This is a genomic window from Bifidobacterium criceti, from assembly GCF_002286935.1.
GTDB lineage: Bacteria > Actinomycetota > Actinomycetes > Actinomycetales > Bifidobacteriaceae > Bifidobacterium > Bifidobacterium criceti.
In genome coordinates this window covers 245,471-257,824 of sequence record NZ_MVOH01000006.1, presented here as the reverse complement: position 1 = coordinate 257,824, position 12,354 = coordinate 245,471, and the positions used below count along the sequence as shown (strand labels likewise).

Sequence of the window (12,354 nt, the reverse complement as noted above, 5' to 3'; positions counted from 1 at the left end):
CGCAACGCTCGACATCGGTACGGTAAAGGGGTGCGGATATGCGCGGAACAGGCACACGCGGAACGGGAATCGTCGGCGCGCTCACGGCGTTCGCATGCACGGTGGCGCTCGTGTGCGCGGCCGTGCATGCGCTCGCCGGATGCGGATCGTCAGCGGATACGGCGAAGGGCACGGACGCATCCACTGCGCCGTCCACTGCGCCGTCGCCAAACGCGTCGGCGTCGGCGTCGGACGACGCAAGTCCGTCCGCGAACGAGCGCGCAGGCGCGAACATGCTGTTCAACGGGCCCGACCATTGGGATGGTGAGGTGCCAAACGGATGCGCGGCAGGCAAGGATGTGCGGATCGTCATCGTACGCGGCACGCTCGAACGGGCCGAAGGCAGCTCATTGGAAACGCTCGCGCAGTCGATCGGCGAACGGATCGGCGGACGTGCGTCGATCGACGTCCTCGATTACCCGGCGTCATGGAAATCGGGAAGCGAGGCACGCGGCGTCAACATGCTCATCGCGACGCTCAACGCGCAGGCGCGCGCGTGCCCGTCGACGAAAACGGCTCTCCTCGGATACTCCCAGGGCGCGATGGTCGTCGGCGACGCGTTGAGCGCCCCCGAAGCGCGCTTCAACGACGACAACGGACAGTCGTTGAGCGCACAGGCGCTCGCGAACATCGCGGTCGTCGAACTGTTCGGCGACCCGCGCTTCGACGCGTCCGCCGACTACGGCGCGGGAAGCTACGACCGGTCGGTCGACGGCATCCTCGGCGCGCGCGATGGCGATGACTTGCGCGCGTTGCAGGGGAGGATCGTCAGCTACTGCAACGCCGACGATTTCGCGTGCCAACTCGGCGGCCACGACGACGCGCATGGCCTCTACCGTTCGAACGGCACATTCGACGAAGCGGTCACGTTCGCCGTGCCGAGGACCGAAGCGGCGCTCAAGTAGCCACGGCGCGGCCTGTGTCGCGCAGTGTATGCCGCACTCCGGTGCGCTGAGGCGCGCGTAAGCGTACCGGAGTGCGGTCAGTATTGCGCGGTGGTACGCTGAGGTGTGCGCAAGCGTGCCGCACCGCATAGGCGGCGACGGCGGAGCAACAATGGGGAGGGAAACATGGACCATACGATCATCTGTCCGCACTGCCACACACAGTTCGCGATCGACGAGGACGATTACGCGGACATCCTGCAGCAGGTGCGCGGCGCCGCCGTGGACGACGAAGTCGAGAAACGCAGCAGACTCATCGAACAGAAGGCAGCCGCCGACATCGAACAGCTGCAGACGAAGCACGACGCCGCAATCGAAGCACTCAAAACGAAGCTCGACGCGCAAAGCGAACAGGCGAAGGCGGACAAGGACGCCGCGCTCGCGCAATTGCGCACGACGCTCGAAAGCGAAGCGCAGGTCACCGCGTCGCGCAAGGACGCGGAACTGCTCAAAGCGCAATCGGCACACGAGGCGCAAATCGCGAAACTCAAGGCGCAGCTCGACAATGCCGATGCGCAGACGAAGCTCGAAGTGCGCGACGCCGTCGCCGCAGCCGAGAAGGAACGCGACGAGCTGCGGCATACGCTTGAGCAGGAGCAGTACAAAAACCAGATCGACAAACAGACGATCACCGACCGATACGAACGCCAATTGCGCATGGACGACGAACAGCACCGCAAGGAACTGCAGATGCGCGACGAGGAAATCGAACGGCTCAAGGATTTCAAGACGCGTCTGTCGACGAAAATGGTCGGCGAATCGCTCGAACAGCACTGCATGAACGAGTTCAACCAGCTGCGCATGGGCGCATTCCCGACCGCGCGGTTCGGCAAGGACAACGACGCGCGCACCGGCAGCAAAGGCGACTTCATCTTCCGTGATTTCGATGAGGACGGTGACGAATACATCTCGATCATGTTCGAAATGAAGAACGAGATGGACACGACGTCGTCGAAACACAAAAACGCGGACTTCTTCAAGGAACTCGACAAGGACCGCAACGAGAAGGGCTGCGAGTACGCGGTGCTCGTCAGTATGCTCGAAGCGGACAGCGACTATTACAACACCGGTATCGTCGACGTCTCCTACGAATACGAGAAGATGTACGTCATCCGTCCGCAGTTCTTCATCCCACTGATCACACTGTTGCGCAACGCGGCGCGCCGCAGTGTGGAACTGCGGCGCGAAGTCGAACAGATGAGGCGGCAGAACATCGACGTGTCCAATTTCGAGGACAAACTCAACGAATTCCGTGACAAGTTCGGCAGGAATTTCGACCTCGCGCACCGCCACTACCAGGAGGCGATCAAGCGCATCGACAATTCGATCAAGGAGCTGCAGAAGACGCGCGATGCGCTCGTCGGCTCGGAACTGCAGCTCGAACGCGCGAACAACAAGGCGCAGGAGCTCACGATCCGCAAACTCACGTGGGGCAATCCGACAATGAAGGAGAAGTTCGCGGCCGTGCGCGACACAGCTGCCGACGCAGGCGACGATGCGGGGACCGACGTCATCGAGGCGACGGTCGAACGCGTGGACGATGAACGGGACGGCCGGTGACACCGATGTGACTGGCTGTCCATCCGTACGGACGATGTAACCGAATCGTTACCGCGCGCGACCTTCCCCGCAGTATGCACGCGCGACAATCTGGACACCGTCCTATGGATGCGGCGTCCGTGGGACGATGTCGTACGTCCGGTCACGGAGGGAGGCTCGCGGATGCCGCCAAGCACACGGTTGTCGAGGGAGGAAGTCGTACACAGGATCAGGTTGCTCGTCACGCGCCGTCAGCTGCTGCCGGGGGAGCGGATCGGCACCGAACGCGCGCTCGCGCAGGCGTTCGGCGTCTCGCGTTTCGAACTGCGCGCCGCGCTCGAACAACTCGAATCGACGCATGAGATCGTGCGCAGGATCGGGCGCAACGGCGGTGTCATCGTCTCCGACGGACGCTTCGAGTGCAACCTCAACACGTTGGAATCGCTTGCGCATATGGCGAAACGCCAAGGCTGCGAGCTCACGTGCGCGCTCATGCGCGCGGCCGTGACGTCGGCGAACGAAGCGGACATGCGCATCCTGCAGTTGCCTACGGGCCGTACGACGGTCTATGCGGTGCGCCGCCTTCGTCTGCTCGATGGCGAACCGCTTTCCGTCGAGACGAGCCGGTTGCCTGCATACATGTTCCCTGGATTCCTTGATTGCGACCTCGAGGCGGCGTTCTACACCCAGTTCGAACGACGGTACAGTGTGCGTGCGCAATCGGTCGACGAGGCACTTGACTGCGCGTCCGCGCCGCATGAGGTGTGCGAGGCGCTCGGCATCGGCGACCACGCCCGGGTGGTACGGGTGCGGCGCATCACCTATGACGGCGCGGGGCATCCATGCGAACGGTCGATGGACCTGTACAACCCCACGCGCATCCGCTTCACGTCGCGCGCGTCGGGTGCTGCGCGCGCCATGGCGCATGTCCGGAGCGCCGAGAGCGCGGCAGTGTAGATGTGGGCGGATGTGGTATGCGCATGATGCACGCACAACGCTTCGGTGTGTCTGCGATGTGCAGACACACCGAAGCGTTGTGCTATATGCGCCTTTATTGAAGATCGAAGAGCCGTGTGCGTTACTTGCGCAGCGCGTTCTGGGCGCGGCTGATGGCGTCCTCGGCGTCGTCGCGCATGTCGCGCACGTGCGTCGAGATCGTCTTCACAGCCTTGCGCACGTCCTCGTTCTCGGAGACGAGTTCAGGGACGCGCTTGACGTTGTTCTTGAGCGCCTCGAAATCGCGGCGGATCTCGTGGTCCTCACGCTCCTCGCGCACTCGCACGACGAGCCAGCAGACCGCGCCGATGAGCAGCACGCCGAATACGATGCCGCATATGATCGCGGCGATGTTCACGTTGTGCTGCGACGCGTCGACGTCCGCTTCATCGGGGTTGTCGTCCGGATTGTCGAGTTCGTCGAGTTCGGCGGCGGTCAGCTCGTCGGGCTCATCCGCCGGGTCGATGTTCGTTGTCTTGTTCGCCATGGTTGCCTCTTTTCCTGTGGTCGGTGCGGACGGTACGGGCGGTACCGTGGTGCGATGTCCACTGGCTCCACGGTACGGGGTTTTGCGCGCACATGTGCGTGAGTACTCTCACGGCTGCATTGTGCATGGGAGGTGTTCCCGCGCCCGTGTACCGGATGCCGCTTCGCATCTGGCGAAGTGGTTCGCTAGAGTGGGGGACATGAATGAAGACAACTATCAGCATGATGCCCCGAACGATGGTGCGCAGCAGCCCATCGACTACACCCAGCAAGGCCAGATGCAGTACGGCCAGGGCGGAGAGCAGCCGGCGCCGATGAACCCATACGGGGACATGCAGAGCCCATATGCCGCCGCGCCCCAATACGAGGAGTCCCGGCAGTTCGCGCAGCCGCCATCCCTGCAACCGCAGCAACCGACCTATGGGCAGCCGGCGGCGCCCGCGTATCCGACCGCCTCGGCGCCGCTGCCGCAGGGCATGCCGCCGCAGACGCCGTACGGTGGCCAGTACTACACCGACGCGCCCAACCCGGCCGACCGGTGGAGTGCGTTGTGCATCATCGGCTTCATCATGTCCTTCCTCATCGCCCCCGCGGGCCTCATCATCTCGGTCATCGCGCTCGCGCGCATCAGGAAGACCGATGAGAAGAGCCGCGGCATGGCGATCGCAGGCACGATCATCGGCGCCGTGTTCACGGTGCTGTGGATCATCGGCATCGCATTCACGATCTGGATGTTCAGCAACCTTGACATCGACGATGATGGTGCGGGCAACGTCACCGTGTGCTTCCAGGACGAGTGCACGACCGTCGACGACGCATATGATGACGACACCGACCGGCCATTCGGCGACGATGGCGCCGACGATATCGCGTTCCTCGATGATGCCGCCGCACAGCTGCCGTCCGAAGAGGATGCACGCGTCGTCTACGAACTCGCGATGTGAGGGCATGATCTGATGCGACACGCCGAGATTTGCGCTCAAGAGCGATTTCGGTAATATATACATCTGTTGCCGCGATGAGTTTTCATCGCAAGGCGCACGGCCCCGTAGCTCAGTTGGTTAGAGCGCCGCCCTGTCACGGCGGAGGTCACCGGTTCAAGTCCGGCCGGGGTCGCTTGGTCACGGAGAGCTTGCGCTCTTCATGATTAAGGCCGCGTAGCTCAGTTGGTTAGAGCGCCGCCCTGTCACGGCGGAGGTCGCCGGTTCAAGTCCGGTCGTGGTCGCGAAGTCCGGTGAACTTCGGTTCATTGGGATTCATGGCTCTGTAGCTCAGTTGGTAGAGCGAACGACTGAAAATCGTTAGGTCAGCGGATCGACGCCGCTCGGAGCCACCAACACAATCCCTCCGTGTCGCATGGCATGGAGGGATTTTCGTCGTGCGGATATGAGGATGTCCTGCCACGGCATATGGGTCTCGTCAGCGCATCGGGACACAGAGGGGCCGGTTCCGGGTGGCATCGCAGATCATGCCTGCATCGCCTCCCAAGAACCGGCCCCGTCCTGTCAGTTCCTTGTGCCGTCGGCCGTGTCCGCCGATGCGTCCGAACCGGTGTCGTCCGTCGCGAACGGAATCGCGGGGCCGTTCGCGGCTTCGTCGTCCTCGGCGGCGGCAACCGCGTCGTGTTCCGCCTGCGCCGCGCCGTCCTTGGCGTCTTCCGCGGCCGCCGCGGGCGTCTCCGCCGTCAACCCATCGGCGGTCGCCGCATCCTCGACATCCCCCTCGTCATCGAAGATGATGCCGTCGTTGACCATATTGATGCCGGGGACACCGCTCGGTGTCTCCTTGACGAATTCGTCGATGCCCGGCAGGTCGTCGAGGGAATCGCCTTCCGCGCGCGCGAGCTTCGCCTGCTCACGGAACCAGATGCGCAACGCCGGGTTGATGTCCCTCGAATCGAGGTACTGCTGGTACACCGGGAAGAGCGCATGCAGCCACGGGTACATCAGATAGAGCGTGTGCTCGGACTTGCGCTCACGCCAGTGCTGCGGATGGGCGGCGAACGTGTTCTTGAACCGTTTCATGTAATTGCGGAACGATTTGAAGGACGTGTCCATGCGTCGCGCGGAGATGCCGCAGATCATGCGTTCCGAATACACGGTCTTGAAACCGCGGCCGAGCAGATGCAACGAGATGTCGATGTCCTCGTGCATGACGTCCTCGCGGTCGCGGCACACTTCGTTCGCGATCGCGTGCCACGCCGTCGCGCGCAACGCCATGTTCGAACCGAACAGCAACACTTTGCCGCCGTCCGCGCGGAACGTGCGGCGCCGCACGCTGTCATCGCCGCGCAGCGCGATCCTGCGCGCCGGCATATCATAATAGGTGACGGGACCCGTCGCGCCCATCGCGTCCTTGTCCTCGGTGAATATGCCGGCGACGACCTCGACCCAATCCGGTTTGAGCATGCAGTCGGCGTCGACGCGCCCGAGCACATCGCCCGTCGCGGCGTTGAGCCCGAAGTTGCGTGTCGGGATGAGCCCCTGCTCCTCGTCCTGATGCAGCAGTTTGACGGGGGCCTGCGGATGCTCGCGCATGTACTGTTCGACGATGGCCACGGTGTTGTCCGTCGACCTGTTGTCCACGACGATGACCTCATGCGGCGTCACCGTCTGGCGCAGCGCGTTGTCAAGACAATCGATGATGCGGTCCTGCTCGTTCCATGCCGGGATGATGATCGATACTTTCAGCATGGTTCCTAGAATATGTGCGCGGCCGTACACCGCAACCATGTTCGCACACCGCGCGATGCGCGGTTCATGTGCTTTAATGATGCACATGAGCGAGTCACAGGCAGCAGATACCTCGGCACAGGACGAGAACGGCGTCGACACGAAACGCAAACTCGACGTCGCCTCGCTGTTCCCGGCGAAAGGCGATCCGCGGCGTCCCCCCGAATGGTACGGCCGCGCGCTGCTGTATACGGCGATCGCCGTGTTCCTCGCGTGGTTCGCGTTCTCATCGTGGTTCAAGATCACGTACATCGTGTTCGACATCGTCATCGCGCTCTTCCTCGCGCTCGCCGTCGAACCGCTCATCATCCGCCTCATCAAACACGGTTGGAAGCGCGGCATCGCGGCCGTGACGTGCCTCGTGGGGCTCATCATCATCGTCATCACGTTGCTCGCGCTGTTCGGCAACATGTTCGTGCAGCAGATGATCTCGATGGTCAAAGGATTCCCCGAGCTGTACAACCAGCTCGCCGCGTTCATCAACGACAAGACGAACTTCAAGATCCCCGAGATGAACGACCTCGGCGGCGAGATCATGAAACACATCCAAGGCGCGTGGGTGACGAACTTCGCCGGACAGGCGTTCAACACGACCGTCGGTGTCTTCTCGAGCCTGCTCAACTTCATCACGGCGCTCATGGTCGCGTTCTACATCTCGATCGCCGGTCCACGCCTGCGCCGCAGCCTGTGCAAGTGGATCGCGCCGGGTTCGCAGCGCCGTTTCCTGATGACGTGGACCGTCGTCCAGGAACAGATCTCCGGGTTCCTGTTCTCCCGTTCGATCCTCGCCGCGATCAACGCCGCGTGCATGTCGGTGTTCCTGATGATCATCAAGGTGCCGTACTGGCTTCCGCTCGCGTTGTTCTGCGGACTCGTCTCGCAGTTCATCCCGACGATCGGCACATACCTCGGCGGCGCGTTGCCGGTCCTGTTCGCATGGGGCGAACGCGGCATCGGCTACGCGATCGGCGTCGTCGTGTTCATCACGATCTACCAGCAGATCGAGAACCTGCTGCTGTCGCCGAAGATCTCCGAACGCACGATGGACCTCAACCCGTGCATCGCGTTCCTCTCGGTGCTGTTCTTCGGATCGATATTCGGCGCGCTCGGCGCGTTCCTCGCATTGCCGATCACGGCGAGCATCCAGGTGCTGCTCAAGGTCTCGCTCAAGCAGTACCCGCTCGTCGACGTGCCGCTGATGAACGATCCGACGACGAAGAAGAAATCGAAGATGGTCGAGGCGGCGGACGCGATCAACGAACATGTCATCAAGCCCGTCGGCGAGCATATCCCCGGTGCACGCCAGGCGAAGGGCTCGTCGGCGCACGTCTCGTTCGACGACGAGGCGATCGCGCAGTTGCGCGAGGCCGCCTACGGTGACGCAGCGGCGAACACCACCCCCGATGCGCCGACAGTCGCGATCCCCAAGCGCATCCTCGACGCCGACCACCACAAGGGCCTCGACGGGCTCAAGGGCACCGACGATGCCGCGGCGGCGGAAGGGTCCGCGTCCCCGGAGGACGCGGACATGTCGCCGGATGAGGGTGACGGCGCGCGTGTCAAGCATGGGCGGACCTCGGATAACAGGAAATCAGACGACAAGAACCCGAACAATCCAAGGAGTCACTGGCGCTGATGGTGCTGCTGAGTGTTCTCGACATCCTCCTCGTCATCGTCGGCGGCGTCGGCATGGTCTATCAGGGCATCTGCATCCTGATTTCGTTGTTCGCGAAGCCGATCTCGTTCCCCGATGCCCCGATGGACAAGCATTATGCGGTCCTCGTCTCCGCGCGCAACGAGCGTGCCGTCATCGGCAACCTCATCCGCGACCTCCAGACGCAGACGTATCCTTCGTCGCTCATCGACATCTGGCTCGTCGCCGACAACTGCACCGATGATACGGCTGCGATCGCGCGCGATATGGGCTGCCATGTCATCGAACGTTTCGACAAGACGAACGTTGGCAAAGGGTATGCGCTCACGTATCTGCTCGACACGATGATCGCCGACGGCACCGCCGACCGCTATGACGCGTTCTTCGTGTTCGACGCCGACAACCGCCTCGATGAGCATTACATCGAGGAGATGAACAAGGGGTTCCACGCCGGATTCCGCATCCTGACAAGCTACCGCAATTCGGTCAACCTGTCCGACAACTGGGTGTCGTCGGGTTCCGCGCTGTGGTTCATCCGCGAATCGAGGTTTGTGAGCGCATCGCGCATGTGGCTCGGCAACAGCTGCCACGTCGGCGGCACTGGGTTCATGTTCTCGCAGGCCGTCATGCGCCGCAACAAGGGGTGGAAGTTCCATCTGCTCACCGAGGACCTTGAATTCACGATGGATTCGGTCCTCCATGGTGACCGCATCGGTTACGTGGGATCGGCGATCCTTTACGACGAGCAGCCGGTCACATTCGCGCAGAGCTGGCGCCAGCGCCTGCGCTGGAGCAAGGGCTTCCTGCAGGTCTTCCGCTACTATGGGCCGGCGCTCATCCGCCGCGCCGTGCACGAGCGCGACTTCTCCTGCATCGACTTCACGTTGTTGCTGTGCCCGTTCATGCTGCTCGCACTCATCCGCATCGTGCTCGGCGCGATCTATGCGGCGTTCGGATTCGTCTCATGGCCGAGCCAGCTCGGCTCGCTCTTCAATTGGATGAACGGCATCCTGTGGTCGGTCCTGTTCATGATGGCGCTCGCCGCGTTGACGATCGTCGTCGAACGCAAACGCATCGGCGCGACGAACAAGGAACTGTTCGCCTATGTGCTCAGCTTCCCGATCTACATGCTCAGCTATGTGCCGATATCGTTTCAGGCGGTCTTCTCGAAGGCACAATGGAAGCCGATTGAACACAAGGGCGGCACACCGGAGAACGAGGAACTCGACGAGGAACGTGCGGCCGACGCGGCTGTGCACGCCGAACGCGTGCCATGACGTCCATGTCATGCGTCCCGCGTCCACGAGCTGAGATGGGCTGTCGTGGCCCTGGGCGTGTGCAATAGCGTGGCAACCATGACAATACCCTCAACATCCCCGACGCCTGCGCCTGCGCAGGCGATGCAGCCCGCGCCGGACGCGCGCCTGTTCGCGCCCGATCCGCATATGGCCGTCTCGATGCGTGGCCTGTTCAAACGCTTCGATGAGAAAGTCGCCGTCAACGGCCTGTCGCTCGACATCCCCGTCGGCTCGTTCTATGGGCTCGTCGGCCCCAACGGCGCCGGCAAGACGACGACGATCACCATGTTCACCGGCATGCTCGTGCCCGACGCCGGCGTCGCGACGATCCTCGGACACGATGTGTGGATGGATACGGCGCGCGCAAAGCGCCTCATCGGGCTCATGCCGCAGGCCGACGAGATCTTCACGACGCTCACCGGCATGCAGCTGCTTGTTTACGCGGGCATGCTGCGCGGCATGGGCCGCGCCGAGGCGTCCGCGCGCGGCAACGACCTGCTCGCGGCGTTCGACCTGACCGAATCGGCGAACGTCATGGTGCGTGACTATTCGGCCGGCATGACGAAGAAAATCTGTCTTGCGACGGCGATGATCCACAGCCCGCGCATCCTTGTGCTCGATGAGCCGTTCGAAGCCGTCGACCCGATTTCGAGCGCGAACATCAAGGACATCCTCGTCGAATACGTCGCGACGGGCGGCACTGTCATCATCTCGTCGCATGTCATGGCGCTCGTCGAACGCATGTGCACGCATGTCGCCGTCATCAACCGCGGCCAGGTCGTCGCTGCCGGTCCTGTCGACGAGGTCGCCGCGGGCGAGGACCTCGAGGAACGCTTCCTGCAGCTCGTCGGTGGCCGACATGGCGCCGCGCGCATCGCATGGCTCGACGGCGGCGCGAACGGCGAACAGTCCCAGGATGCACAAGGCGGCACACAATGAGCGTGGCGACACCTTCAACCGCAAGCGGCGATAGGTCCGCAACGTCGGCTCCGGTCGCGCAAAATCCGATGGCGCCCGTCGCGATCGGCACGTTCGTGCGTCTGCGTTGGGCGATCACGACCGGCACGATGCGCCGCTCCGTCTGGCAGCTCGTCGGGTTCATCGTCACGGTGATCATCGCCGCCGGATGCGTCATCTCCGCGCTCGTCGGCGGCATCGTGCTCGGCATGCAGGCCGATCCGCTCGTCGGCGTCGTCCTGCGCATCGCGATGCCGCTCGGCGGTTCGTTCGCAATCGTGTTCGCGATCCTCATTCAGCTCATGATCGTCGGCGAGAATTCGACGATGACGCCCGACAACTTCGCGATCTACGGCATTGACGACCGGCGTCTGACGACGGGGCTCATCGCCGCCGGCATCGCGGGGCCCGCCGGCCTGACGGTCCTCGCGAGCCTGCTGTTGTTCGCCCCCGCCTATCTGAGGCTTGGCGCTGCGGCCGTCGCCGCGGCCGTGCTCTCCGCGTTCGCCGTCATCATCACGGCGACATTGTTGTCGAAAGCGACGCTTTCGCTCTTCAGCGTCCTTGTGCGTTCACAGACCGGCAAGAACCTGTTCTACATCATCATGATGGTGCTTATCATCGTCATCGCTGAAATACCGAGCATGACGGTCGCCTCGTTCGATTCCCCGGATGCATTCGCCACCGCGTTCAGCGTCGCGAACCTGACGGCGATCGCCTCGGCATTCGGCTGGACGCCGTTCGGCGCGCCGTTCATGCTGCCGTTTGACGCCGCGGCCGGCGCTTGGGGACGTTTCGCGCTCCACATGCTCATCATCGCCGCGACATGCGCGGCGTGCTACTGGCTCACGATGTGGTGCCTGCGCTATGCGCGCACGCACGCCGACGCGGTGAGCGGCGGCAAGGCCGAGAAGGGCATCGGCATGTTCGAGAGGATGCCCGATTCGCCTTCCGGCGCCGTGAGCGCGCGCCTGCTGTGCATGTTGCGCCGTGACCCGCGCCAATCGGTCCTGTTCGTCATGCCGGTCCTCATCGTCATTATCTTCGCCGTCATGGGACGTCAGATTGGATCGTGGTATGTGTGGACAGGCATGATGCTCGGCTGCATGATGTTCGCGATGTCCGAGGCGAACGGATTGGCATACGATGGCTGCGGCTTCGCGATGGAGGTCATATGCGGCACGCGTGCGATCGACGACCGCCGTGGCCGCGCCCGCGCGTATGTGCTCGTCGGCGGCATCGGCGCGTTCGTCCTGTTCGTGCTTGCGATGGTGTGCTCGGGTTGCTGGCGCACACCGTCGGATTGGCTGCTCGGTGTCACGTTCGGCATATGCGGCTTCTCATGGGTCCTCGCGACGATCGGCGTCGCCGAGACGGTCAACCCGGTCCTCATGTATCCGACGCCGTCGCTCGACAAGCCGTTCAGCACACCACAGGGACGCGGCGCCGCGCAGATGTTCATCCCGCTGCTGCAGATGCTGCTCTTCGTCGTCGTCATGCTCCCGACGGTCGCCGTCATCGTCGGCCTCGGCATCGGCGGCGTGCTACACACGTGGTACCCGGTGCTCATCCCCGTCGCGCTCGCCAACGGCGTAGCGGCGCTCTGGCTTGGTACATGGCTAGGCGCTAAGCTGTTGGGGCGCCGCGAACTCAAAGTCCTCAGGACTCTCGACGATTTCGCGGCGCTCCAACAGTGAGGCTTTGACCAC

At 63.3% G+C, this 12,354-nt stretch carries 9 protein-coding genes, 3 tRNA genes and 1 pseudogene; 11 read left to right on the top strand and 2 right to left on the bottom strand.

Features of this window, described 5'->3' with window-relative positions:
• Positions 1–38 precede the first annotated feature (38 nt).
• From B1526_RS02795 to B1526_RS02785, 3 genes are all read left to right on the top strand, one after another.
• Complete coding sequence (locus tag B1526_RS02795; RefSeq protein WP_095614576.1) at positions 39–944, top strand: cutinase family protein; 906 nt, start codon at positions 39–41, stop codon at positions 942–944.
• 165 nt (positions 945–1,109) lie between these two features.
• The gene (locus B1526_RS02790; RefSeq protein WP_095614575.1) at positions 1,110–2,543 is read left to right on the top strand and encodes a DUF2130 domain-containing protein; all 1,434 of its coding nucleotides are present in this window, start codon (positions 1,110–1,112) and stop codon (positions 2,541–2,543) included.
• A 162-nt stretch (positions 2,544–2,705) separates the two neighbouring features.
• A complete protein-coding gene (locus B1526_RS02785) occupies positions 2,706–3,479 on the top strand; it encodes a GntR family transcriptional regulator (protein WP_162287922.1) in 774 nt (257 codons plus the stop codon).
• 121 nt (positions 3,480–3,600) lie between these two features.
• Here B1526_RS02785 and B1526_RS09070 read toward each other — a convergent pair whose 3' ends face one another.
• Complete coding sequence (locus tag B1526_RS09070; RefSeq protein WP_157908678.1) at positions 3,601–4,005, bottom strand: hypothetical protein; 405 nt, start codon at positions 4,003–4,005, stop codon at positions 3,601–3,603.
• A 199-nt stretch (positions 4,006–4,204) separates the two neighbouring features.
• Here B1526_RS09070 and B1526_RS09065 point away from each other — a divergent pair, with 199 nt between their 5' ends.
• The 4 genes from B1526_RS09065 to B1526_RS02765 all read left to right on the top strand — a co-directional run bounded on the left by B1526_RS09065 (position 4,205) and on the right by B1526_RS02765 (position 5,340).
• Positions 4,205–4,948: a DUF4190 domain-containing protein gene (locus B1526_RS09065; protein WP_157908677.1), complete on the top strand. Its 744-nt coding sequence runs from the start codon at positions 4,205–4,207 to the stop codon at positions 4,946–4,948.
• 98 nt (positions 4,949–5,046) lie between these two features.
• Positions 5,047–5,120: transfer RNA gene (locus B1526_RS02775), tRNA-Asp, on the top strand.
• 35 nt (positions 5,121–5,155) lie between these two features.
• A tRNA-Asp gene (locus B1526_RS02770) sits at positions 5,156–5,229 on the top strand.
• A 35-nt stretch (positions 5,230–5,264) separates the two neighbouring features.
• Positions 5,265–5,340, top strand: a tRNA-Phe gene (locus B1526_RS02765).
• 445 nt (positions 5,341–5,785) lie between these two features.
• Here the strand turns inward: B1526_RS02765 and B1526_RS02760 are convergent.
• Positions 5,786–6,697 (bottom strand): annotated as a pseudogene (locus tag B1526_RS02760) (glycosyltransferase); the annotation flags it as partial.
• Between the two features lie 85 nt (positions 6,698–6,782).
• Between B1526_RS02760 and B1526_RS02755 the strand changes: the two are divergent.
• The 4 genes from B1526_RS02755 to B1526_RS02740 all read left to right on the top strand — a co-directional run bounded on the left by B1526_RS02755 (position 6,783) and on the right by B1526_RS02740 (position 12,342).
• Positions 6,783–8,372, top strand: a complete 1,590-nt coding sequence (locus B1526_RS02755) for an AI-2E family transporter (RefSeq protein WP_095614572.1) — start codon at positions 6,783–6,785, stop codon at positions 8,370–8,372.
• Positions 8,372–9,667, top strand: coding sequence for a glycosyltransferase family 2 protein (locus B1526_RS02750; protein ID WP_095614571.1), 1,296 nt, complete (start codon positions 8,372–8,374; stop codon positions 9,665–9,667). The genes B1526_RS02755 and B1526_RS02750 overlap by 1 nt, the downstream gene beginning before the upstream one ends.
• Positions 9,668–9,745: 78 nt before the next feature.
• A complete protein-coding gene (locus tag B1526_RS02745) occupies positions 9,746–10,627 on the top strand; it encodes an ABC transporter ATP-binding protein (RefSeq protein WP_407640983.1) in 882 nt (293 codons plus the stop codon).
• A 2-nt stretch (positions 10,628–10,629) separates the two neighbouring features.
• Positions 10,630–12,342, top strand: a complete 1,713-nt coding sequence (locus B1526_RS02740; RefSeq protein ID WP_162287921.1) for an ABC transporter permease — start codon at positions 10,630–10,632, stop codon at positions 12,340–12,342.
• Positions 12,343–12,354: the final 12 nt, after the last annotated feature.

Coding starts and splice junctions, on each gene's coding strand:
- B1526_RS02795 (WP_095614576.1), top strand. CDS start 39: ATGCGCGGAACAGGCACACGCGGAACGGGAATCGTCGGCGCGCTCACG.
- B1526_RS02790 (WP_095614575.1), top strand. CDS start 1,110: ATGGACCATACGATCATCTGTCCGCACTGCCACACACAGTTCGCGATC.
- B1526_RS02785 (WP_162287922.1), top strand. CDS start 2,706: ATGCCGCCAAGCACACGGTTGTCGAGGGAGGAAGTCGTACACAGGATC.
- B1526_RS09070 (WP_157908678.1), bottom strand. CDS start 4,005: ATGGCGAACAAGACAACGAACATCGACCCGGCGGATGAGCCCGACGAG.
- B1526_RS09065 (WP_157908677.1), top strand. CDS start 4,205: ATGAATGAAGACAACTATCAGCATGATGCCCCGAACGATGGTGCGCAG.
- B1526_RS02755 (WP_095614572.1), top strand. CDS start 6,783: ATGAGCGAGTCACAGGCAGCAGATACCTCGGCACAGGACGAGAACGGC.
- B1526_RS02750 (WP_095614571.1), top strand. CDS start 8,372: ATGGTGCTGCTGAGTGTTCTCGACATCCTCCTCGTCATCGTCGGCGGC.
- B1526_RS02745 (WP_407640983.1), top strand. CDS start 9,746: ATGACAATACCCTCAACATCCCCGACGCCTGCGCCTGCGCAGGCGATG.